Origin of the sequence: Sphingomonas sp. 2SG, from assembly GCF_005503285.1 — a bacterium.
GTDB classification, from domain to species: Bacteria; Pseudomonadota; Alphaproteobacteria; order Sphingomonadales; family Sphingomonadaceae; genus Sphingomonas; species Sphingomonas taxi.
The window spans coordinates 1-23,548 of the sequence record NZ_SCMZ01000026.1 but is presented as its reverse complement, the minus strand read 5'-3'; the positions used below and the strand labels follow the sequence as shown (position 1 = coordinate 23,548).

The following is a 23,548-nucleotide window of genomic DNA, read 5'->3' as shown; positions in this document are numbered from 1 at the left end:
TGTGAAAGGCGGCGCGGATCATCGGGGCAGGCAGGCCGCAGCGGGTGATACCGGCGGCACGGGAGGACGGACATGCACGGTTCACCAGCGGCGGGCGATGGCCCGGCGGATCGCGGCGCGGCGCTGATCGCCTTGCTCGATCCCTTGTATCGCGATCATCCGCAATGGGCGGCGGAGCAGGCCCGGCTGCGCGCGGTGCTCGATGCCGCCGCCGAGGCGCGCGCCTATGACCTGCGCACGCTCGATGGCGACCGCGCGGCGGATCCGCGTTGGTTCGGCGCGTCCGACATGATCGGCTACAGCTTCTACGTCGATCGCTTCGCGCGCAATCTGGCGGGGCTGCAAATGCGGCTCGGCTGGCTCAACCGGCTGGGCGTGCGGCTGCTCCACCCGCTGCCGATGACGCTGCCGCAGTCGGGCGACAGCGACGGCGGCTTTGCGGTCGCCGATTATCGCGCGGTCGATCCGCGGCTCGGCAGCGTCGACGACGTGCGTGCGATCGCCCGCGACCTGCACGAGCGCGGCATGGCGCTGGCGATGGACTGCGTGCTCAACCATTGCGCGCGCGACCATGCCTGGGCGCAGGCGGCGCTGGCCGGCGATGCCGAGAAGTGCGGCTATTTCCGGATCGTCGCCGAGGCCGGCGAGGTCGCCGCCTGGGAGGCTGGGCTGGACGAAGTCTTCCCCGATACCGCGCCGGGCAATTTCACGTACGAGCCGGCGCTCGACGGCTGGGTGTGGACGACCTTCTATCCGTTCCAATGGGATCTCGACTGGTCGAACCGGCGGTGTTCCGCGAGATGCTCGACGTATTGCTGTTCTGGGCGAACGTCGGCGTCGACGTGTTCCGGCTCGACAGCGCGCCCTATCTCTGTAAGCGGCAGGGCACGGCGTCGCGCAACCTGCCCGAGACGCACCGGCTGGTCGCCGCGCTGCGCGCCGGGCTCGACGCGGTGGCGCCGGGCGTCGCGCTGCTCGCCGAGGCGATCGAACAGACCCGCGAGGTGCTGCCCTATCTGGAGCCGGCGGACGGCAGCCGCGCCTGCCAGATCGCCTATCACAACGGCGCGATGGCGGCGCTGTGGACCGCGCTGGCGACCGGGGATGCGGCGCCGCTGGTCACCGTGCTCGACCGGACGCGGCTGACGCGGCCGGATACCGCGTGGCTGACCTATCTGCGCTGCCACGACGACATCATCTGGACGGCGCTGCGCGGGATCGTGCCGGAGGCGGTGCTGCGCGGCTGTTCGGCCTTCTTCGCCGGGGAGGGCAGCTATGCGCAGGGCCGCTCGTTCCAGGCGCGCGCCGATGCGCCGGTCGCGACGGTCGGCATGCTGGCGTCGCTGCTCGGCGGCGAGGGGGAGGCGACGCTGGCGCGCTATCGGCTGATGCTGGGGGTGCTGCTGGCGCTGCCGGGGATGCCGATGCTCTACATGGGCGACGAGATCGGCCTGCCCAACGACGACGAGGGCGCGGCGGCGCTCGACGCGCGCTGGCTGCACCGGCCGGCGATGGACTGGATCCGTGCCGAGGCGGCGGCCGGCGACGCCGGTCCGGGGGCGCCGTTCCTCCGCATCACCCGAGCTTTGCTCGCGGCGCGCGCTGGGAGCCCCGCCTTCGCCGCTGCGGCACCGGCGCGGGCCGAGGTGACGGCGGACGGCGTGCTGGTGATCGACCGCGGCGAGGTCGTGGTGTTCGCCAATTTCCACGACATCGCGCGGCCGATCGATCGCGGCGGCGACCGCACCGACATGCTGACCGGCGCGCCCGCGGGCGAGACGATCCCGGGCTACGGCCTGCTCTGGCTGGCGCGCGACTGAGCGCCAGTCACAGCATCTCAAGCGGCACCGGCCGGGCCGGGCGGGGGAAGAGCTGGTCGAGGCGGGCGAGGTCTTCGCGGGTGAGCGTCAGGTCGGCGGCGGCGCGGTTGGCCTCGACATGGGCGAGCGTGGCCGCCTTGGGGATGGCGATGACGTCGTCGCGGGCCAGCAGCCAGGCAAGCGCGAGCTGCGCCGCCGTCACGTCCTTCTCCGCCGCCAGCGCGCGCAGGCCGGGATGGGCGGCAAGGCGGCCCTGTTCGACCGGGCTATAGGCCATGACGGGGATCGCGCGCTGCGCCAGCCAGGGCAGCAGGTCATGTTCGGGGCCGCGGCGGGTGAGATTGTAGAGGATCTGGTCGGTGGCGCAGGCGGCACCGCCCGCGGCGATCAGCTCGTCCATATCGTCGGTATCGAGATTGCTGACGCCCCAGCGCAGGATCTTGCCCTCGGCGACCAGCCGCTCCATCGCCGCAACCGTCTCGGCGAAGGGCACGCCGCCACGCCAGTGGAGCAGATAGAGGTCGAGCCGGTCGGTGCCGAGCCGGCGCAGGCTCGCCGCGCATGCCTGCGGCAGCCGGTCGCGGGAGGCGTTCTGCGGATAGGCCTTGCTGACCAGGAACACGCCGTCGCGGCGGCCGGCGATCGCCTCGCCGACCAGCCGTTCGGATTCGCCGTCGGCGTACATCTCGGCGGTGTCGATCAGCGTCAGGCCGAGGTCGATCCCGGCGCGCAGCGCGGCGATCTCCTCGGCGCGGCGCGCGGGGTCCTCGGCCATCATCCAGCTGCCCTGGCCGAGCGCGGGAATGTGGGTGCCGTCGGGCAAAGCGATCGTCTTCATGGCGGTTCGAACGCCCGAGCGTCGATTTGGATCGACGGGGTCAGAAGCGCAACGACGTCTCCACGCCGATCTCGCGCGGCCGGCCGGCTTCGGCGACGATGCCGCCGCCCGATTGCGCAAAGCATCGGAGCCCGACACAATCGCGCGCGGACGATAGCGAACCCGACAGGGACGGTGTCCGGTGACGAGCAACGGGAGAGGGACGGCATGGGGTTGGCTTGGACGATGGCGGCGGGCATCGCGCTGGCGAGCGCGCCAGCCGTGGCGCAGGGCGGGGCTGTGCCGACCGGGCTCGATCCGCTCGGTCAGATGCAGCCGCTGGTGTCGCCGGATGCAGCGGCCTTTCACGTCACGCGGTTGCGCAACGGCGTGCAGTTCCGGCTGAACGGCGTAACCAAGTCGGTGATCTTCTATGCGCCGGACGTGGTGCGGGTGAACGCCAATCTCGGCGCCTCCTATTGGACGCAGCGCAGCCTCGTCGTCATCCGCACGCCCGGAACGGTGCCGTTCACGCTGCGCGACGCCACCACCACGCTCGATCTGATCGGCGCCAAAATGCGGGTCAGCATCGACAAGCGGACCGGCGCGCTGAGTTACTACGATGCCACGGGTCGACTGCTCACCCGCGAGCGGGCGGAAGCGCCGCAGGCGATCACGCGCCGCATCGTCTCGGACGCGCCGACCTATGAGGTGGAGAACCGGCTGATGCTGAAGCCGGGCGAGGGGATCTACGGCTTCGGTTTCACCGGCGACGACGCGGTCAATCGCCGCAACGCCGACCTGCTGCTCGTCCAGACCAATGTCGGCATCATCATCCCGGTGATGGTTTCGACCGAACGGTACGGCATCCTGTGGGACAGCTATTCGCAGATGCGCTTCAAGGACGATGCCGGCGGCGCGCGGCTCTGGGCGGAGAGCGCGCCGGGTGGCGTCGATTATTACGTCATGGCCGGCGACACGATGGACGGCGTCGTCGGCGCCTATCGCTGGCTGACCGGCGACGCGCCGATGTACCCCAAACAAGCGTTCGGCCTGTTCATGAGCAAGGAACGCTACCGCACCGAGGACCAGTTGATCGACGTCGCACGCACGTTCCGCAAGGAGCGCTTCCCGCTCGATTACATCGTCCAGGACTGGCAATATTGGGGCAGCGACAAGGACGGCAGCTGGTCGGGGATGACCTGGGACCCCAAGCGCTTCCCCGATCCGGTCGGGATGGCGCGAACGATCCACGACCTCAACCTGAAGCTGATGGTGTCGATCTGGCCCTCGGTCGGCGACGATACCGCGCTGGCGCACGATCTCGACCGCTACGGCCTGCGCTTCAAGCCCGAACATTGGATATCGAAGCACGCGCGGATCTACGACGCGTATAGCGCCAGGGGCCGCGAGATCTATTTCAGCCACATCAAAACGGGGCTGCTCGACAAGGGCGTCGACGCCTTGTGGATGGACGGAACCGAGGTCGAGGTGAGTTCGGCGATGTGGAACCCGGTCGACAACGTCCGCGACACCAAGGCGCTGGGGCGCAACGCGATGGGCGACTTCACCCGCTATCTCAGCCCCTATTCGCTGCTCACCACCGAAGGCACCTATCGCGGACAGCGCGCGACCAGTGACAAGCGCGTCTTCACGCTGACCCGCTCGGCCTGGGCGGGGGCGCAGCGCACCGCGGCGGCGTCATGGTCGGGGGACATCTATGCGAGCTGGAAGACCTTGGCGCAGCAGATCGCCGGCGGCGTCAACGTCACGATCACCGGCAATCCCTATTGGACGCAGGATACCGGCGGCTTCTTCGTCAGCGACTTTCCCGGCGGCGAGAAGAACCCGGCATGGCGCGAGCTGTTCGCGCGCTGGTTCCAATATGCCGCGTTCAACCCGATCATGCGCGTCCACGGCACCGACGTCGAACGCGAGCCCTATCGCTTCAAGACTCTCGATCCGGCGGTCTACAAGACGCTGCTCGACACGGTGAGCCTGCGCTATCGCCTGCTGCCCTATATCTACAGCCTCAGCGCGCAGGTGACCGCGGATCGTTATACGCTGATGCGCGCGCTGCCGATGGACTTCCCCGACGATCCCGCGGTGCGCAGCATCGACGACAGCTTCATGTTCGGATCGTCGCTGCTGGTCCATCCGGTGACGCGGCCGATGTACCATATCCTGCCGTCCGCGCCGACGACGGTGCCCGCAGACGCGCTGCGCACCGCCGACGGCAAGCCGGGGCTGGCGGTCCAATATTTCGCCGGCGAGGATTTCGAGACGCCGCGCGGGCGGACGATCGATGCCAAGGTCGATCACAACTGGCCCGATCCGCCGCTCGCCGAGCTGCCGCCGGGGCTCACCGGGCTCGATCATTTCTCGGCGCGCTGGGAGGGCGAACTGATCGCCCCCGAGGATGGCGACTATGAGATCGGGCTGGCGGGCAACGACGGCATGCGGCTGTTCCTCGGCGGCGCGCCGGTGATCGATGCCTGGACGCGCAGCGCCAGCCGCACGCGCGTGGTCCGCCGCACGCTGCGCCGGGGCGAGCGGATCGCGGTACGGCTCGACTATTTCCATCCCGAGGGCGGCCGCAACTTCCGCTTCGTGTGGCGCACGCCGACCGACTTGCGGCGTGACGCCGCCGCGCTGAGCGCGCCGCGCGATTTGACGATGCGGACGTATCTGCCGCAGGGTGCAGACTGGTACGATATGTGGAGCGAGCAGCGTTATGCCGGTGGTACCACGGCGGTGCGCGAGGCGCCGCTCGACGTGATGCCGCTGTACGTCCGCGCCGGGGCGATCGTGCCGATGGGGCCGGTGCAGCAATATGCCACCGAGCAGCCGGACGCGCCGTATGAGGTGCGGGTCTATGCCGGCGCCGACGGTCGCTTCACGCTCTACGAGGACGATAACGAGACCTATGCCTATGAGAAGGGGCAGGCGGCACGCTACGACCTGCGCTGGGACGATGCCCGGCGGACGCTGGCGATCGGGGCCCGGCAAGGCAGCTTTCCGGGGCTGATGCAGCGGCGACGGCTGACCGTCGTTCTGATCGGGGCGGGCGGGGTGTCGCATCAGCGTCGGTCGGTGACCTACGACGGACGCGCGACCAGCGTCCGCTTCGCATCTTCGTGATCGCAGGGTAAGGGCGCGGTACGTCCGCCAGCAGGAGGCTCTTCTCGATGACCCGTCCGTTCCGCCTCGTCGATGTGTTCGGCACCGGTGCCTTCACCGGCAATCCGCTCGCCGTGATCGCCGACGCCGATGGCCTGTCGGGCGAGGAGATGCAGGCGATCGCCGCCTGGCTGAACTTCTCCGAGACGAGCTTTCTGCTGCCGCCGCGCGATCCGGCCGCGGATTATCGCGTCCGCATCTTCACCATGGCGCACGAACTGCCGTTCGCGGGCCATCCGACGCTGGGCAGCGCGCATGCGTGGCTGGAAGCGGGCGGCCGGCCGAAGACGGACGGGACGATCGTGCAGGAATGCGGCGTCGGGCTCGTCGCGATCCGTCGCGGCGCGGATCGGCTGGCGTTCGCGGCGCCGCCGTTGGTGCGCGGCGGCATGCCGAGCGAGGCGGAGATCGACGCGGTGGCGGCGATCCTGCACCTCGACCGCGCCGCGATCGTCGATGCCGCCTGGGTCGACAACGGGCCGGGCTGGATCGCGGTGATGCTCGACTCCGCGGACGCGGTGCTGGCGGTGGAGCCGGTGCGCCATCATCCCGATCATGTCGACATCGGTATCGTCGGGCCGCACCCCGCCGGCGGCGAAGCGGCGTTCGAGCTGCGCGCGATCTTCAGCGACGCGCATGGCGGCTTGATCGAGGACCCGGTGACCGGCAGCCTCAACGCCTCGGTCGGCCAATGGCTGTTCGCGAGCGGCCGGGCCAGCGGCGGCTATGTCGCCGCGCAGGGCACGCGGCTGGGGCGGACCGGGCGCGTCCACGTCACGCAGGACGGGGCGGGGCAGGTCTGGGTCGCCGGCGAGACCCGCACGCTGTTCGTGGGCTAAAGCGGCGCGTGACGGAAGCCGGCGCGGATGATCCGCGCCGGCCCCATGCCGCCTAGAAGTGGACGTTCGCGCCGAAGCGGAAGGTCCGGCCGACCGCGCCGATCTGCGTATAGGTCGGGTTGTAGTTGGTCGCGGCGTAATTGCCCGCGTTGAGCGGCGCCTTGGCGTCGAGCAGGTTGATGACGTTGAAGTAGAAGTTGAACTTGTCGTTGACCTTGACGCTGCCGGTCAGGTCGACGTCGATGAAGCGGCGGACGTGGCAGTTGAAGTTCGGATCGCTGCCGCCATAGGTGCTGCCGCCGTTGCAATCGGTGGTGCCGAACTGGTCGAAGGCGACCGCCTTGTAGCCGGCCACGTAATAAGCGGTGCCGGTCAGCGTATAGGCGCCATATTCGACGCTGTTCTGCCAATTGCCGCGCCATTGCGGCGTGCCCGCTCCCGACGAGGTGATATAGGGCGCCTGCGTGCCGACGAAGTCGCTATAGGGCTGGTCGGCGCTCGGCTTGAATAGATAGTGGAGGATGTAGGTCGCCTCCGCGCGGCTGGTGACGTGCAGATCGTCGCTCGGATGGAGCTGGACCAGCGCCGACACGTCGATCCCCGAGGTCTTGAGCGCGGCGGCATTGGCGAAGGGCGAGTTGACGAACAGCGCGCGTTGCGGCGCGTTGGGGAAGGCCGGATCGATCGCATCCGGCGTCACCGTATAGCCGTTGGGCAATTGGGTGCCGGCATAATAAGCCGCGAGCGCCTGGTTCGACAGCGGACCGCCCGAGATCACGTCGGTCTTCTTGATGTTGTAGTAATCGGCGGTGAAGCTCAGCCAGCGCAGCGGCTGGACGACGACGCCGCCGGTGAAGCTGCGCGACAGTTCAGGCTTGATGTTGGGATTGCCGACGGTGTTGAACCCGATCGAGTAGCTCTGGTTGTAGGCGCTGCCGCCCGAACAGGTGCCGTCGGCCGCGACGGTGCCGCCATGCTGCGCCTGGATCGAGCAGGGCGCCTTGGCGGTGGTGAAGCCGATTACCGAACCCGACGTCTCGGCGAAGCTCGGCGCGCGGAAGCCCTTCGAGAAGGTGCCGCGGATCGCGAGCTGGCGGAACGGCGTGAACTTGGCGCCGATCTTCGGCGAGAAGCGATTGTAGCCCTCCTCGTAATGATCGAACCGGCCCGAGCCGTTGATCTCCAGGCTGGTCAGCACCGGCGCGTTGACTTCGAAATAGCCCGATTCGACCGTGCGGCTGCCGACGGCGGTATATTGGTTGAGCCCGATCGTGGTGAGGTTCGGGTTCTGGTTGGGATCGTTCTGCGCCTCGTAGCGGAACGAGCCGCCGACGCCGAGCTGCAGCGGACCGCCGGGCAGCGCGAACAGGTCCTTGGTCAGCACCGCCTGGATCATGTCGAGGTCGCTGGTCGCCTGCGTCCGCACCGCCGGCGACAGCGCGCTGCGCACCGCCGCGCTGTTCTGCGTCGGGTCGACGAAATTGTAGCTGCCGGTGTTGATCGCGTTGGTCAGTGCGGTGAGGTTGAGATAGCCGTTCTGGGTGATGTCGAGCCACGAATGCGCGACCGTCGCCGACACCGAATAGCCCCAGCCGTTGCCGAACCGGCCGTCGATCCCCGCCGCGCCGCGCAGCACGTGGTTCTTGTAATCCGAGGAGCCCGGTATGTCGCCGAAGCGGTAATAGATCGACGCCGGCTGGCCGGTGGCGGCGAAGGGGTTGTTGGGGTTGAGCTGACCGTTGCTCAGCAGCACCGGCAGGACGATGTTCTGCGTGTTGATCGGATTGTACGAGCGGATGTTGGCGGCGGTGCTCGACGCCTTCACCTCGTTCTGGAAATAGGAGGCCATGATATAGGCCTGGGTCTGGTCGTTGACCTGCGCCGTCGCATGAACGGTGACGCCGAAGCGGGTCTGTTCGGGCTGGATCTGGCCATAATCGGCGACGAGATTCTGCTGGCAGCCGTTGCCGGCGGTGCCGCTGATCGGCGTCGTCGAGCCGGTGCAGCCATTGGGGTTGAGCACCTGGAACGGCCCGGTCGCCAGTCCCGATCCGGACAGGACGTTGCCCGGCGTCAGCTGCGTCGTCGGCGCGACCACCGCGCTGGTCGTCGTGCCGGGGACCGCGGACCCGGCATTGTTGTTGTCGCCGCCGATCCCGCTCAGATCGGCGGTGTTGAGCGGGAAGCCGCGGTTGCGCGCCCAGATCGGGTCGTCATGCTGATATTCGCCGCTGATGTAGAGGTTGAACCCCTTGTCCTTGAGATGGCCGGTGCCGAGCGTCAGCGTCGCGCGCTGCTCGCCGCCGTCGCCGCGCTGCGACACGCCGCCCTCGACGGTGCCGTAGACCCCGGTGATCTCCTTTTTCATGATGATGTTGACGACGCCGCCGATCGCGTCGGCGCCATAGCTGGACGAGGCACCGTCCTTGAGCACCTCGACCCGGTCGACGATCGCGTCGGGAATGGTGTTGAGGTCGACGAACGAACGCTGGCCGTCGTCGGACAGCGGATAATTGGCGGTGCGCAGCCCGTCGATCACGGTCAGCGTCGAATTGACCGTCAGCCCGCGCAGCGACACGCCCGACGAGCCTGCGCCGAAGCCCGAGGAGAAAGCGGTCGGGATCGAGCCGCTGCTGTCCGCCGAGATCGAGCGGATCGCATCGGAGACGGTGGTGATGCCCGCCTTGGCGAGCGAGTCCGCGGTCAGCGTGGTGACCGGCGAGGGCGTCTCGGTATCGGTGCGGCGGAACAGCGATCCGGTGACGATGATGTCCGCGCCGGTGGCGGGGGTCGCCTGTGCGGACGGTTGCGCCGCTTGGTCGGGCGCGGCCGCCGCCGGGGCGGCGGTGTCCTGTGCATTGGCGTCCTGGGCGACGGCCGGGCTGGCCGTGATCGCCATGCCGATCATCGCGGCGGGCAACAGCACGGGCAGGGCCGCGCCGCGCATCAGGGACGTCCGGATCGGGGAAACTCGGGTCAAGGCTAGATACTCCACCTGACATCCGCGGGACCGGCGACACGGCCCATTGTCGTGTCGCTGTGCGGAAGCAGCACTCGCTGTCGGGCGAGTTAGGAGGGTGCCGAGCCCGGTGTAAACGACCGGAACGAGCGTAATTGCGGAAGCAGATACGGTGTTGCCCGGCCGCTACGGATAATGACGGTTGCATCATTATCCGATACGGACATTATAACTGTCCATTCTGCTAAGTCACGGACGGGGAACGAAAACTCGTTGAGCATGCAGCTGTAAGCAAATTGTCAGCGAAAAACTGTCATCGAGCTGTCATGTTGCTGGAAAGCGCTCCTGCCGGGTGCGCCCGGCTTCGTAGGGCTCTGTTGCATAAGATCCGTCGAGAGATCGCCGATGCGCGGGGTGGGAGTGGGCCAAGGGAATGTAACTCGAGCGGATATATCAACAAAATGGGACAGCAGCTTTGGCCCGCCGTTCACCCAAACCGCTCCGACAAGGATCCACCACGCCTTGCATTCCTGAAACACCATCGAGATTCGGGAATGGTTGTGGTTGGGGCGTTTCCAACCGTCAGTTCTGGACTGATAAGGCGAAAAGCCGCCGCAACGATACAAATGCCGCGGCGATGGCTCTTAATTCTACTCGGCCGGGCACCGCCAACTGATCAGCTTACCATTTTCATTATCGATCCGCTCGCCGACCTGAACGAAGCCGTTGCGAGCGAGCACTCTTTGTGCCGTTGATTGCTGGTGCTCGTTTCCGCCGTCATCGCCGTCACTCCTGGCGTGGGACGATCCGGTTGCGATCGGGACGGGGATGACCGGTCTTGCTAGCTTCGGTCGACCTCTGCGCGCTTGCGGGTGCTCCGGACCTTGAGCAGGTCATGGCGCGAGAGGATGCCGAGAACCCGATTGGTGCCCACCTCGACGATGGGAATGCGCCCGACCCCGCTCTCGACCATTAAATCGGCAACCTCGCCGATCGGCGAGTGCAAATAAGCGATCTGCTGCGACGAGTCGGACAGCGCTTCGGCAAGCGACGTCTCCGGTAGCTCGCCTCCGACCTGCCAGCGCAGCGCATCGGACCTCGACACCATCGCCACCAGTCGCCCAGCCGCGTCCACCACGGGATATGTCCGGTGCGTCGCGCCGTTCCCGAAATAGGCCACGGCATCCTTGATCGACATCGCCCCCGACAGAACGGCGGGATCGGGTGTCATCACCTGCTCCGCTTGCAGGAACTCGTGCGGATCGACCGTATATTCCTGGAGGATGTGGCGGCCGCGGCGAGCGATCTTCTCGGTGAGGATCGACCGGCGCATGATCAGGACGCTGATCGCATAGGCTCCGGTCGCAGCGGCGATCGTCGCCGGCAAGGCGTCGAAATGGCCCGTCAGCTCGACCGCGAACAGCGCGCCGGTAAGTGGTGCGCGCATGGCACCGCTCATCATCCCCGCCATGCCGACCATCGCCCAGAACCCTGTCGACCCGGGCAGGAACTGCCCAAGCAGGGCACCCAGGGCACCGCCCATGATCAGCAAGGGCGCAAGCACGCCGCCCGACGTTCCCGAACCCAGTGCGACCAGCCACACGATCGCCTTCACGACCAGCAGTGCCAGGATGACCCGCACCGCCAATGATCCGTCGAGCAGTGCCTGGATGTTCGAATAGCCTGCGCCGAGGACGCGGGCGTCGATCAGGCCGCCGATCCCGACGACGATACCGCCCAGCGCCGGCCACCACATCCAATGTACGGGCAGCCGGTGGAACGCGTCCTCGACGCGGTAGAGCAACGCGGATAGCAGAGCCGCCTCCAGCCCGACGAGGACACCCATGCCCAGTGCCAGACCTCCGGTCGGCCACCACGCCTGCACGGGTGCCGCCACGAACGGAAAGAGCGGTGCGGCCCCCAGCAGCATGGGCCGCCAAGCAAATGCCACCAGCGTTCCGATGACCACGGGAACGAAGCTGCGGGGCTTCCACTCGAAGAGGAGGACCTCGATCGCCAGCAGGATCGCGGCGATCGGCGTACCGAATATGCCGGTCATGCCGGCCGCAGCACCGGCAACCAGCAGCGTCTTCCGCTCGGCCGCGCTCAGATGAAAGCGTTGAGCGAAGAGCGATCCGATGGCACCCCCGGTCATGATGATCGGACCTTCCGCGCCGAACGGACCCCCGCTGCCGATCGAAATCGCCGAGGACAATGGCTTGAGGATCGCGACTTTGATCGACAGACGGCTTTCACCGTAAAGAATGGCCTCGATCGCCTCGGGAATCCCGTGCCCCTTGATCTTCTCCGAGCCGAAGCGCGCCATCAGGCCGATCAGCAGACTGCCGATGACCGGTATCGCGACGACCGCCAGGCCGACATGCGCGTTCACGATCTCAACCGGTGCGGCCGATATCCTGCCGAACCAGAAGAGGTTGGTGGCGAGCGCGATGAGCTTCAGCAGAACCCAGGCTCCGAACGCAGCGCCGGTGCCAACGACGACGGCCGCTCCGGCGAGCATAATCATGCGCCGGTCGGCGCTATGATCGGCAAGCCGCTTGGGTTCTGGAATGTTGATTGTGGACGCCGTCATACACACCCGCCGGTTCAGGAACGGCAACCGCTTATATCGCGACACGATATACTTCAACGCTTAGGATACTATCGATGATCGATCGGGATGAGTTGACTGACGCCGACTATGCCGCGCTCGCGGATTTTCGGTATGCGCTTCGGCAGTTTCTGGCGTTCAGCGAGCGCGGCGCGGCAAGCTGCGGTCTGACGCCTCAGCAACACCAGGCGCTGCTCGCCATCCGGGGGGCTGCGCATGCGAACGTCACCGTCGGCTATGTCGCCGAGCGTCTGGCCTTGAAGCCGCATAGCGCGACCGGGCTGGTCGATCGTCTGGAGACGCTTGGTCTGGTCACACGTCGGCCATCCCCCGACGACGGCCGACAGGCCTTGCTCGCACCGACGCAGAAGGCTCGAACGCTCTTGCGGGAGCTGTCGGAGACGCATCGCGAAGAAATCGTGCGGCTTCGCCCCATGCTGACCGAATTGCTCGCCCGCATGGATTGATCCAGTCTGCCAATCGCTCCGGTTGCGACATGTGTCGTATCACGATGTATCGCGCATCAGGGAGTCGGCGACATGCTGCCTGCCGAAGCTGAAGAGCAATATCATATTGCCGCGGAGAAGCTCGATTTGGCAGCGTAACCCCTCCGGTAAATCCGGGGCGGTTCACCGCGTATTAAGCCGAACCGGGATGGGCGCCACAGATATACGCTGCCTCGCCTACCTTAACACCCGACGTGATATTCAGCGGGTCGATCGGCCGGTGGTCATCGCCGCGCCGTGCGCAGCCGCCGGCGCAGCAGCATCGTCACGACCGGCCGGGGCAGTATCGTCGCCAGCCTCACGAGCCCGCTGGTCACCGCGGGAAAACGATAATCGCGGCGTTCGCGGCGTAGCGCGCGAACGATATGGGCGACGCCTTGCCGCTCCGAAATCTCGAACGGGGACGGCATGTCGTGCGTCCGCGTCCGTTCGGTCGCGACGAAGCCGGGATAGATGCTGACGAAGCGGATGCCGTGATCGGCGAATTCGATGCGGCACGTGTCCATCAGCAACCGCATCGCGCCCTTGGCGGCCGAATAGGGGCCTTGCAGCGGCACGCCCATCAACCCCGCGAGGGAATTGGTGTGCGCGACCAGCCCGCCGCGCTGTCGCATCATCTGGCGCAGTACGGGAAACAGGTAATGGACGCAGACATCGTAATTGCTCCGCATGTAACCGATGACTTCGCCCGCGCCGATCGTCCGCAGGTCGATATCGGGCGCGCCGCCGACGTTCATCAAGAGCAGGTCGATCTGCCCGAATTGCGCGATGGTCGCGGCGACCACCACCGCCGCCGCGGCCGCGTCGCGCGCGTCGGCGGGATGGATCGCGCATCGCCCGCCTTGCAAGAGGATCTCGGCGGCGAGGCTTTGCAATTTCGCCTCGCGGCGCGCGGTGGCGACGATCGTCGCGCCTTCGGCGGCCAGATGCAGCGCGACGCCGCGACCCATCCCGCTCGACGCGCCGACGATGAGCACGACCTTGTCCCTGAACATCATCGCCCGTCGCCGATCGGTTTCAGCCCGGCGAGCAGGCGCATCGTCAGTCGCGCGGTCGCACCCCAGGGCGGCCCGAGCCGTTCGAACATGTTGATCGGCCCCGCCTTGTGGACGCCGCGCGCATGGCTGAACCGGCGGAAGCCGTCGCGGCCGTGATACGCGCCCATGCCACTCGGGCCGATCCCGCCGAAGGGCAGGGTGTGCTGGCCGACATGGAGCAGCGTCCCGTTGATCGTGACCCCGCCCGAAGTCGCGCCGTCGAGGATCGCCCGCTGCGTCGCCGAGCCATCGGCAAAGCAATAGAGCGCGAGCGGGCGCGGGCGCGCACGGACGAAGGCCAGCGCCGCGTCGAGCGTGTCATAGGGCTTCACCGGCAGCACGGGGCCGAAGATCTCCTCGCGCATCAATGTGCAATCGTCGGGTGCGCCGAGCACCACCGTCGGCGCGATGCGATGGCTGGTGGATGCCGGGGCAGGGTGGGTCAGTATCTCGGCACCACAGCGACGGGCTTCCTCGATTGCATCGGTCAGACGCCGGTGGTGGCGCGCATCGATGACGTTGCTGTAATCATTGTTGTCGGCGATCGACGGATAGCGGCGCACCGCAGCCGCCAGCACGCCCTCGGCGAAGCGCCGCGCCGACGCCGCCGGCACCAGCGCATAATCGGGTGCGACGCAGGTCTGGCCGGCGTTGAGATAGCGGCCGAAGGCGATCGATCCGGCGGCGCGTTCGATCGCGTAATCGGGGGCGACGATCGCCGGCGACTTGCCGCCGAGTTCGAGCGTCACCGGTGTCAGATGCTCGGCGGCGGCGCGCAGGATATGGCGCCCGACATTGGTCGATCCGGTGAAGACGAGATGATCGAGCGGCAAGCCCGATAGGGCTTGCGCCACCTCGACCCCGCCGGTCACGACGGTCAGCCGGTCGGCGTCGAACCGTTCCGCGACCAGCCGGGCTAGCAGCGCCGCGAAGGCGGGTGAGGATTCGGAAGGCTTGATCAGCACGCGATTGCCCGCGGCGAGTGCATCGAGCGCCGGCCCGAGCGTCAGGAACAGCGGGTAGTTCCACGGCGCGATCACGCCGATCACCCCGAGCGGTTCGTACCGCACCCAGGCAGTGCCCGGTTTCAGGCTCAGATCGACGCGCCGCGGTTCGTCGCGCATCCAGTGTTTCAGATGGCCGCGGGCGTGGCGGATCGCGGTGATGAGCGGGACGATCTCCAATATGTCGGTCTCGCTCCGCGACCGGCCGCCGAAGTCGTCGGAGATCGCCTGCGCGAGCGCCGGGCGCCCGTCGAGCAGCAGGCCGTGCAGCGAATCGAGCAGCGCCCGCCGCGTCGCAAGGTCGGCGGCGGGTGCCTCGCGCGAGGCGCGATACTGGCGGTCGAAGGCGGCGTGCAACGCCTGCGCGTCGGGGGTCATATCCATCCTCTCCATCATGCGTCGCCGGGCGACACCTTGCGACCCTATGGCGCTCGATCGGATATAACAAGATCAACGCTCACATATAGATGTAGCGTAGATTATAAAAGCTGATAGGGTGATCGTATCGACTCGGTGAAGAAGTCGACACGATGGAGAGGAGCGACATGGTCGATCGCGAGAGCGTCGCATCGGCACGGACCGGTGCGTCCGCAGCCGATGCCTACCGTCTTTATGCCGATGCGCTCGCGGGCGAGCGGCTGCCCGCTGCCTTCGTCGATCTCGACGCGCTCGACCGCAACGGCGAGCGGCTTGGCGCGCGTGCGGCGGGACTGCCGGTCCGGCTCGTCACCAAGTCGATCCGCTCGGTGGCGATCCTGCGCTATCTGCTCGCCAGCTTTTCGTATCTGCAAGGCCTGCTCTGCTTCTCGCCCGCCGAGGCGGCGTGGCTGGCGGGGCAGGGGTTCGACGATCTCGTCGTCGCCTACCCGACCGTCGAGCGGAGCGAGATCGCGCTGGTCGCGGCGGCGGTACGCGGTGGCGCGTCGATCACGCTGATGGTCGATCATGTCGACCAGCTCGACATCATCGATGCCTGCGCGGCTGCGGCGGCGACCTCGCTGCCGGTGGCGATCGACATGGACGCGTCGACCGCTTTCCCCGGCGTGCATTTCGGCGTCTATCGCTCGCCGGTGGCGACCCCGGCGGCGGCGCTGGCGCTCGCCGCGGAGATCGCGCGGCGGCCCTATCTGCGGCTCGACGGGGTGATGGGCTATGAGGGCCAGATCGCCGGTCTCAACGACGCCGTGCCGGGCCACGCGGTGCGCAACCGCATCATCCGGACGCTCAAGGCGCGCTCGATCCGCGACGTCCGGCGGCGGCGGGGCGCGATCGTCGCCGCGCTGCTAGCGGCCGGACACCGGCTGCGCTTCGTCAACGGCGGCGGCACGGGCAGCTTCGAGAGCACCGCACGCGATCCCAGCGTCACCGAGCTTGCGGCGGGATCGGGCTTCTATCTGCCGGGGCTATTCGATCATTATGCGATCCGCCTCGGCGAGCCTGCCGCGGGCTTCGCGCTGCCCGTCACGCGCCGTCCGACGGCCGGGATGGTGACCTGTGCGGGCGGCGGCTATCCCGCCTCCGGTCCGATCGGGGCCGACCGGCTGCCCAAGCCGTGGCTACCGGCGGGCACGATGCTGATCACCAACGAGGGCGGCGGCGAGGTGCAGACGCCGGTGCGGCTCGCCGCCGCCGGCGCACTGCCGATCGGCGCCCCCGTCTTCTTTCGCCACGCCAAGGCCGGCGAGCTCTGCGAGCGCTTCGAGACGCTGCTGCTTCTGCGCGGCGGTGCGATCGTCGACCGCGTCGCGACCTATCGCGGCGACGGCCGCTGCTTCTTCTGACCTGCAACGACAGGATTGCGCCAACGGCAAAGGGGATGACGATGACACGGCACGGATTACATTACGGGATGCTCGCCATCGCGCTGGCCGGATCGACCGGCGCGCGCGCGCAGACCGCCGATCAGCCCGCGGCGCCGGCCGATGGCGATATCGTCGTCACCGCGCAACGTCGGTCCGAACGGTTGCAGGACGTGCCGATCGCGGTGACCGCGATCACCGGCGACGATCTGCGCGAACGCCGCATCGCCGACGTGCTCGACCTGTCGGGCCGTGTCCCTGGCCTGCAGATCCGTTCGGCGGACAATGGCGCCAATCCGCGCATCTTCATCCGCGGCGTCGGCCTCAACGACTTCAACCCGGCGACCGCCAGCGCGGTCGGCATCTACGTCAACGGCGTCTACGTCGCCTCGACGCTGGCGCAGCGCGACGCCTTCTTCGATCTCGGGCAGGTCGAGGTGCTGCGCGGACCGCAGGGGACGCTGTACGGCCGCAACACCACCGGCGGCGCGATCAACGTCACCACGCGCAAGCCGGGCGATACGCCCGAGGGCGACCTGTCGCTCGATTACGGCCGCTTCGATGCGGTGACGTTGCAGGGCGGGGTGAGCGCGCCGGTCGTGCCCGACCTGCTCGCGGTGCGCGTCGCCGGCCTCTACCAGCGCGACGACGGCTATATGCGCAACACGCTCACCGGCGATCGCGGCAACAACGTCGATCGCTGGGCCGTGCGCAGCAGCGCCCATGTCACGCCGTCGAGCACGATCACCGACGATCTCACCGTCAATGCCAGCCGCTCGAGCGGTGGCTCGCTTCAGGCATATTCTCGCTCGCTAATCCCGCAGACCGCGGCGGCGACCGGAGCGGACGGCCTGTGCGCGCCGGCTTTCTACACCTCCGGGCAATGCACCAACATCCTCGGCTACGCCAATACCAGCCGCAACCTCTACGAGGGCGCCTACCGGTTCGAAGGGCGCGACCGGGTCAGCCTCTATGGCGTCGGCAACACCGTGTCGGTCGATCTCGGTACGGTCAGCCTGATCGCGGTGACCGGATTCCAGCATGCCACCCGCAACGATCAGGAGGATACCGACGCCAGCCCGGTGCCGGTCGTCGCTGCCTCCTACATCATCCGGCAGGACACGGTCAGTCAGGAATTGCGGCTCCAGTCGAACGGCCACGGCCGGCTGCGCTATGTCGCCGGTCTCTATTATGCGCATGATCTGATCCGCAACGCCTCGTCGTTCGACGTCTTGCCCGGCCTGCGTTCGCCGACCGCGGACAATCCGAGCGGCGTCGATCTCGCCGCGGGGATCGGCGACTTCGCCTGGCCATCGCGGCAGGCGACCGACAGCTATGCCGCCTTCGGCCAGCTCGACTACGACCTGACGCCGCGGCTGACGTTGACCGGCGGCCTGCGGTATTCCGCCGATCGCAAGGACTTCACCTATCGCGCCGACGCCGCCGGCGGCAGCATCACCCTGTTCACCTTCGCCGATGCCAAGACATTCGGCGCGTGGTCGGGCCGCGCCGGCCTGCAATACCGGTTTTCGGAGGCTGCCAACGTCTACGCGAGCTACAATCGCGGCACCAAGAGCGGCGGCTTCTTCAGCGGCTTTGCACAGGATTCGTCGCTGATCGGTCCTTACAGGGACGAGACGGTGGACGCTTATGAGGTGGGTGCCAAGACGCAATGGCTCGACCGCCGGCTCGGGCTCAATCTCTCGGCCTTCTATTACGATTACCGCGATCTGCAGGTCTATACCTCGGTGGTGCAGGGGCTCATTACGACACAGCTCTTCACCAACGCCTCGGCGGCGCGAATCTACGGTGCCGAAATCGAACTGACCGCGCGACCGATCGACGGGCTCAACCTCGCCGCCTCGACATCGCTGCTCGACGCCACCTATCGCAACTTCATCTCGCAGGGGGCCGACTATTCGGGCAATCGCCTGCCATCGGCGCCCAGGGTCAGCGTCCAGGCGAGTGCCGACTATCGCAAGCCGATCGGCAGCGGTGCGCTCGTCGCGCGCGCCGATTTGTCCTATCGCAGCCGCGTGTTCTTCGACACGTCGAACGCCGCCCGGCTCGGCGACCCCGCGCGTGCCTTCGTCGACGGGCGGATCGGCTGGCAGTTCGCCGGGGACCGCTACGAGGCGGCATTGTGGGTCCGCAACCTGTTCGACGTACCGGTCATCTCCGACATCACGCCGCTGCCCGCGCTCGGCTTCGACGCGATCGTCGTCGGGCGGCCGCGGACCTGGGGCCTGTCGCTGCGGGCGCACTACTGATGGCGGCACCCACGACCCGCGCGGCCTATGTCGCCGCCTTCGTCGCCGGGGTCTATGGCATCCTGATGGCTGGGCTCGCGCCGCTGCTGCTCGGTACGCTCGTCACCGAGGGTCATCTTACCGCGGCGCAGCTCGGGCTGGCCGCGACCGCCGAGCTGGTGACGATGGGACTCGCCGCGGGCGCCGCCAGTCTGCTGGTCGAATGCGTGTCGCCGCGGGTGCTGGCGCCGATCAGCGTGGTGGCGATCATGGTGCTCGATGCCGCGACCGGCCGCGCCACCGGCATCGGCGTCATCCTGATGCGCGCACTCGCCGGCGTGCCGAGTGGCGTGCTGATCGGCCTCGTCACCGCGATGATCGTCCGGTCGGCACAGCCGGCGCGGCAGGCGGGCCTCTATCTCACCATCCAGACGGTGGCGCAGCTCGCCTGCGCCGCGCTGATCGGTGGGCTGGTCGCGCAACGGCTGGGCGCGGCGGCGGGATTTCTCGCCGTCGCCGCGCTCGGCGCGCCGGTCGGGCTCGTCGCGCTGTGGACGCCGGCACGGCTGTCACCGTTCGCCGCCGGACGGGGGATCGCATTGCCCGACGTCTATGGCTGGCTGGCGCTGGTCGCCGCCTTCTGCTTCTTTGCCGGCATCCTTGCCATTTGGATCTATCTCGAACCGCTCGCGCATCAGGCCGGGCTGTCGCCCGCCACCGCCGGGCTGGCGGTGGTGCTCGCACTGGCGGGGCAGGTGGTCGGCGGCGCGCTGGGTGCCGCGAGCGTGCCGCATTGGCCATGTCGCGTCGTCCTGCTCGGCTCGACGTTCGTGCTGGTCGTCGCCGCGGCGATATTCGCGACGTTGCCCGGCGCCACGCTCTTCCTCGCCACCGCAATCCTCTTCGGACTGCTCTGGGCCTTCGCCAGCCCGTATTTCACGCGGCTGCTGATCGACGTCGATCCCAGCCATCGCGCCGCCTTGCTCGGGTCGGCGGCGCTGCTGCTCGGCTGCGCGACCGGGCCAACGCTCGCTTCGCTGAACGTTGGCGATGTCGACGTGCGCGGCTGCCTGCGCCTCGGCACCGGGATGCTGACCGTCGCCGGTGGTATCGTGCTGCTGCTTCCCGTTCTCCGGCGACTGGGCGGGATCGCCTTCGCCCAACCGAAAGATCGATCATGACCGAATGGAGCAACTGGTCGGGCAGCGTCGTCGCGCATCCCGCCGCGGTCGCGCGTCCGCGCGGTCTCGACGAACTGGCGGCGATCGTCGCCGGCGCTCGACGGCTGCGTCCGGTTGGCGCGGGCCATTCGTTCATGCCGCTGTGCCAGACCGAGGGGACCTTGCTGTCGCTCGCCGATCTCGAAGGCGATGTCGAGGTCGCCGCCGACCGCCGCTCGGTCTGGGCACCTGCCGGCTGGAGCCTCGCGCGGCTGACCGACGCTTTGTGGGCGGAGGGGCTGTCGCTCTACAATCAGGGCGACGTCAATCCGCAGGCGCTCGCCGGCGCCGCCGCCACCGGTACCCACGGCACCGGCGAGACGCTCGGCAGCATCGCCACGCAGGTCACCGGTGTCCGGCTGATGCGCGCCGACGGCACGCTCGTCACCTGCGACGCGCAGACCGAACCCGCATTGTTCCAGGCGCAACGGCTCGGCCTCGGGCTGCTCGGCGTCGCCGTGGCGATGCGGATCGCGGTACTGCCGGCCTATCATCTCGAGGAGCGGGTCGAGCGCTGGCCGCTTGCCGTGGTGCTCGACCGGTTCGACGAGCTGGCGGCGGCGTCGCGGCACATGGAATTCTGGGTCTTTCCTTATGCGGACCACGTCATCCTCAAGCGGCTGCATCCGGTCGAGCCCGAGGGCCCTTATCGTCACGCCAACGACGTCAACGAGGGCGCCTTCCGCGTCGCCTGCAACATCTCACGGCGCCGGCCGGGGCTGATCCCCATGCTCCAGCGCGGCATGATGCACGCGATCGGCGGCCCGAAGCGCCGCGTCGGCCCCGCCTATCGGATCTTCGCGCAGGAACGGACCGTGCGTTTCGAGGAGATGGAATATGAGGTGCCGCGTGTCGACGGGCTGGCGACGTTGCGCGAGGCGCTCGGCTACGTCCGAAAGGCGCGGCTGCCGCTTTCCTTTCCATTCGAGGTGCGTACCGTCGCGGGTGACGATATCTGGCTGAGCCCGTTCCACGCCGGACCGTGCCTGTCGATTTCGGTCCATCAATATGCCGGCATGCCGTGGCGCGATGAGTTCGCCGCGGTCGAGTCGATCCTGCGCGGCGCGGGCGGGCGGCCGCACTGGGCGAAACGCCACACGCTCGATCCGGCAAGCGCGCACGCGCTCTACCCGCGGCTCGCCGACTTCCTCGCGGTGCGCCGCGACGTCGATCCGGAGGGCAAGTTCGTCAACGCCTTCTTCGGCCGGCTGTTCGCCATCAGGGGGTGACAGGGCGCGGCGACAAACGGCCGTTTGCCTTCGGCGGCGTGGCAAGCCACAGCGATCCCGTCATGGTCCAACCACGCCGACTTCCGATGCAGGAGCGCAGTCTCCGCCGCCGCGAGGCGATCCTCGTCGCCGCGCAGGAGCTGCTCGTCACCGAAAACCCCGAGGATCTCGCAATGCGCGAGGTGGCGCGCCGCGCCGGGATCTCGATCGGCTCGCTCTATCAATATTTCCCGTCGAAGCCCGCGATCCTGCGCGCGCTGGTATTGCGCAATCTCGAGAAGGTCGGCGAACTGCTGCGCACCGAGGTGGAGACGCTGCTCGCCGATCATGGTGGCCGGCCGACGATCGTACAGGCCGTCGACCGGATCATCGACGCGTATGTGAACCATTATCGCAGCCATCCCGAGACGATCGCGGTGTGGGCCGGGGCGCAGGCCGATCTGGAGCTGCGCCGACTTGACGTGATCGATACGCATGCCACCGCCGACTTCATGGTCGCGCCGATGATGATCCTGCTATCGTCGTCCGACCGCGATCGGATCCTGTCGGCGGCGCTGCTCATCACCGAACTCGCCGGCCATGCGGTGCGGCTGGCGCTCGCGGTCGAGTCGCCGATGACTGAGCGAATCGTCGCGCAATTCAAGACGATGGTCGTCGCGGTCCTCGAAGCCAATCGCGAGGCGGGTTAGCGCGGCGTCATGCTCCGCTTCACCTCCAGCCGCAGCCCGAGAAGGAAGGCGATTTCCGCCACGACGAACAACGGCCCGACGATCAGGCCGGACAGATCGTCGACGAACGCCGGTTTGCGGCGTTCGAAATAATGGCCGACGAATTGAAACGCCCAGCCTACCACGAAGGCGCCGATCCCGATCCCCAGCCACGCGCCGGTGGACAGGCCGGCGACCGCGACGCCCACCCAGCAGCTCAGCGCGAGCAATATGGTCATGACGAGCCCGAACCGCAGGTCGAGCCTCAGATAGAAGACCGCGACCGCCGCCGACAGCAGCATCGCCGGTGTCAGCGACATACCCCCGCCCACTGCGATCGCCGGCCGAGACGCGAGGATCGCGATCGCCAGCACGATCAGCGGTATGCCGAGCATATGCGTTGCGATATTGCGTTCGTCGCGATGATAGTCGGCATAAACGGACAAATGCCTCACGAGGTCGGTCATCGTGATTCTCCTCTGGTCTCAAATGACGATAGTTGATGCGTGCGGTTGCGACTGTCGCATGGGCGACATCGGAAGCGCGCGGTGACCCGCGACGCCATGCTGGCCATCCTCGCCGAGGGGGCGTGGTTCAACCGACTGTCGCCGTCCTTCCGTGCGGCGTTGCTCGCGGACGGGCGGGAGATGCGGTTTGCGGCGGGGGCGCCGGTCTTCTGGCGCGGCGACACCGCCGACGGGCTTTACGCGGTGCTCGACGGAGCGGTCGAGATCGGTGGGGTCGATGCGGCCGGTCACGCCGCGACCTTGATCCATGTGCAGCCGGGCATGTGGTTCGGCGAGATCGCGCTGATCGACGGCATGGCGCGCACCCACGACGCGATCGCGGTGCGCGAAACGATGTTGCTTTGCGTTCCGCGCGGACCGCTGTTTGCCGGTCTGGACCAGCGGCCCGGTCATTGGCGCGAATTGGCGTGGCTGACCACGGAGAAACTCCGTCTCAGTTTTCGGGCGGCCGAGGCCGCATCGCTGCTCAGCGCGCCGCAGCAGGTGGCGACCCGGTTGATGATGATGGTCGATGGCTATGGGGGCACGGGCGCGCGCCATACCACGCTAAGGCTTTCGCAGGAGCAACTCGCGGCGATGCTTTCGCTGTCCCGTCAGACGGTCAACCGCATTCTAAAAGCGCTCGAACAGAATGGCGTGATCGCCGTCAGTCATAGCCGAATAGACATCGTGAACCTTTCGTCGTTACGAAAAATCTGTGAACAACTGACAGGTCTTCCGTGATCCCAGGTGAAAGCTATGCTGTGTACAGGGTTTAGTGCTTGCCGATCTGCCGCCGCTTAGCTCGAGCGCCTCGTCAAGCGTGATTGTCCCGCCCACTATGGTCATTTACAACGAGGGTGATCGTGTCTGTCGGCGGCCGCGAGACCCGGACGGCAATCTGATCGAAATCTCGTCCTACGATGAATAGGTTCGTCACCGAATCACCAAGGCGACGACCGACATCAGGCCGGCGTTTGCCCGTTAAGCGATGGGCGGGCCGGGCAGCGGATCGATCGCCAGCACGAGACGACGTTCGCCAGTCGCGCTGATTGGTGGCGAGCG

17 protein-coding genes and 1 pseudogene are annotated in these 23,548 nt (G+C 67.6%); 11 read left to right on the top strand and 7 right to left on the bottom strand.

Annotated elements, in window-relative coordinates:
* Window positions 1–72: 72 nt before the first annotated feature.
* Both FFS23_RS20645 and FFS23_RS20435 read left to right on the top strand, forming a co-directional pair.
* Window positions 73–741, top strand: a pseudogene (locus tag FFS23_RS20645) (alpha-amylase family glycosyl hydrolase); the annotation flags it as partial.
* On the top strand, window positions 738–1,820 hold the full coding sequence (locus FFS23_RS20435) for an alpha-amylase family protein (protein WP_349303959.1): 1,083 nt from the start codon (window positions 738–740) through the stop codon (window positions 1,818–1,820). The pseudogene FFS23_RS20645 and the gene FFS23_RS20435, both read left to right, overlap by 4 nt.
* Before the next feature lie 7 nt (window positions 1,821–1,827).
* Here the strand turns inward: FFS23_RS20435 and FFS23_RS11980 are convergent, their stop codons facing one another.
* Entirely contained in the window at window positions 1,828–2,658 is an 831-nt protein-coding gene (locus FFS23_RS11980) for an aldo/keto reductase (protein WP_137898770.1), read from the bottom strand.
* A 207-nt stretch (window positions 2,659–2,865) separates the two neighbouring features.
* On the opposite strand from FFS23_RS11980, the gene FFS23_RS11975 reads away from it, so the two are divergent.
* Entirely contained in the window at window positions 2,866–5,778 is a 2,913-nt protein-coding gene (locus tag FFS23_RS11975) for a TIM-barrel domain-containing protein (protein WP_137898769.1), read from the top strand.
* Window positions 5,779–5,825: 47 nt separating this feature from the next.
* Entirely contained in the window at window positions 5,826–6,656 is an 831-nt protein-coding gene (locus tag FFS23_RS11970; RefSeq protein WP_137898768.1) for a PhzF family phenazine biosynthesis protein, read from the top strand.
* 52 nt (window positions 6,657–6,708) lie between these two features.
* Here FFS23_RS11970 and FFS23_RS11965 read toward each other — a convergent pair whose 3' ends face one another.
* Window positions 6,709–9,603 carry a TonB-dependent receptor domain-containing protein gene (locus FFS23_RS11965; RefSeq protein ID WP_137898767.1) on the bottom strand — a complete coding sequence of 965 codons (2,895 nt, stop codon included), beginning with the start codon at window positions 9,601–9,603 and terminating at the stop codon, window positions 6,709–6,711.
* An 853-nt stretch (window positions 9,604–10,456) separates the two neighbouring features.
* On the bottom strand, window positions 10,457–12,142 hold the full coding sequence (locus tag FFS23_RS11960; protein WP_137898791.1) for a chloride channel protein: 1,686 nt from the start codon (window positions 12,140–12,142) through the stop codon (window positions 10,457–10,459).
* Between the two features lie 140 nt (window positions 12,143–12,282).
* Here FFS23_RS11960 and FFS23_RS11955 point away from each other — a divergent pair, with 140 nt between their 5' ends.
* On the top strand, window positions 12,283–12,693 hold the full coding sequence (locus FFS23_RS11955) for a MarR family winged helix-turn-helix transcriptional regulator (protein ID WP_137898766.1): 411 nt from the start codon (window positions 12,283–12,285) through the stop codon (window positions 12,691–12,693).
* Between the two features lie 263 nt (window positions 12,694–12,956).
* On the opposite strand, the gene FFS23_RS11950 is transcribed toward FFS23_RS11955, so the two are convergent.
* Together FFS23_RS11950 and FFS23_RS11945 are read right to left on the bottom strand one after the other, a co-directional pair.
* Window positions 12,957–13,730 carry an SDR family NAD(P)-dependent oxidoreductase gene (locus FFS23_RS11950; RefSeq protein ID WP_137898765.1) on the bottom strand — a complete coding sequence of 258 codons (774 nt, stop codon included), beginning with the start codon at window positions 13,728–13,730 and terminating at the stop codon, window positions 12,957–12,959.
* Entirely contained in the window at window positions 13,727–15,157 is a 1,431-nt protein-coding gene (locus FFS23_RS11945) for a coniferyl aldehyde dehydrogenase (protein ID WP_212742952.1), read from the bottom strand. The genes FFS23_RS11950 and FFS23_RS11945 overlap by 4 nt, the downstream gene beginning before the upstream one ends.
* A gap of 146 nt (window positions 15,158–15,303) precedes the next feature.
* On the opposite strand from FFS23_RS11945, the gene FFS23_RS11940 reads away from it, so the two are divergent.
* The 5 genes from FFS23_RS11940 to FFS23_RS11920 all read left to right on the top strand — a co-directional run bounded on the left by FFS23_RS11940 (window position 15,304) and on the right by FFS23_RS11920 (window position 21,959).
* Window positions 15,304–16,554, top strand: a complete 1,251-nt coding sequence (locus tag FFS23_RS11940) for an alanine racemase (protein ID WP_212742951.1) — start codon at window positions 15,304–15,306, stop codon at window positions 16,552–16,554.
* Between the two features lie 41 nt (window positions 16,555–16,595).
* On the top strand, window positions 16,596–18,842 hold the full coding sequence (locus FFS23_RS11935; RefSeq protein ID WP_212742950.1) for a TonB-dependent receptor: 2,247 nt from the start codon (window positions 16,596–16,598) through the stop codon (window positions 18,840–18,842).
* The gene (locus tag FFS23_RS11930) at window positions 18,842–20,002 is read left to right on the top strand and encodes an MFS transporter (protein ID WP_137898764.1); all 1,161 of its coding nucleotides are present in this window, start codon (window positions 18,842–18,844) and stop codon (window positions 20,000–20,002) included. Before FFS23_RS11935 ends, FFS23_RS11930 begins: the two co-directional genes overlap by 1 nt.
* Window positions 19,999–21,270, top strand: a complete 1,272-nt coding sequence (locus tag FFS23_RS11925) for a D-arabinono-1,4-lactone oxidase (protein ID WP_137898763.1) — start codon at window positions 19,999–20,001, stop codon at window positions 21,268–21,270. Before FFS23_RS11930 ends, FFS23_RS11925 begins: the two co-directional genes overlap by 4 nt.
* Window positions 21,271–21,332: 62 nt before the next feature.
* Window positions 21,333–21,959, top strand: a complete 627-nt coding sequence (locus tag FFS23_RS11920) for a TetR/AcrR family transcriptional regulator (RefSeq protein WP_137898762.1) — start codon at window positions 21,333–21,335, stop codon at window positions 21,957–21,959.
* Here the strand turns inward: FFS23_RS11920 and FFS23_RS11915 are convergent.
* The gene (locus tag FFS23_RS11915; RefSeq protein WP_052075450.1) at window positions 21,956–22,444 is read right to left on the bottom strand and encodes an Mpo1 family 2-hydroxy fatty acid dioxygenase; all 489 of its coding nucleotides are present in this window, start codon (window positions 22,442–22,444) and stop codon (window positions 21,956–21,958) included. The genes FFS23_RS11920 and FFS23_RS11915 overlap by 4 nt on opposite strands.
* 81 nt (window positions 22,445–22,525) lie before the next feature.
* Between FFS23_RS11915 and FFS23_RS11910 the strand changes: the two genes are divergently transcribed.
* Window positions 22,526–23,227, top strand: coding sequence for a Crp/Fnr family transcriptional regulator (locus FFS23_RS11910; RefSeq protein ID WP_212742949.1), 702 nt, complete (start codon window positions 22,526–22,528; stop codon window positions 23,225–23,227).
* Between the two features lie 73 nt (window positions 23,228–23,300).
* Here the strand turns inward: FFS23_RS11910 and FFS23_RS20275 are convergent.
* Window positions 23,301–23,548, bottom strand: a 248-nt coding sequence (locus tag FFS23_RS20275; RefSeq protein ID WP_212742948.1) for a hypothetical protein, incomplete at its 5' end; no start/stop codon positions are given.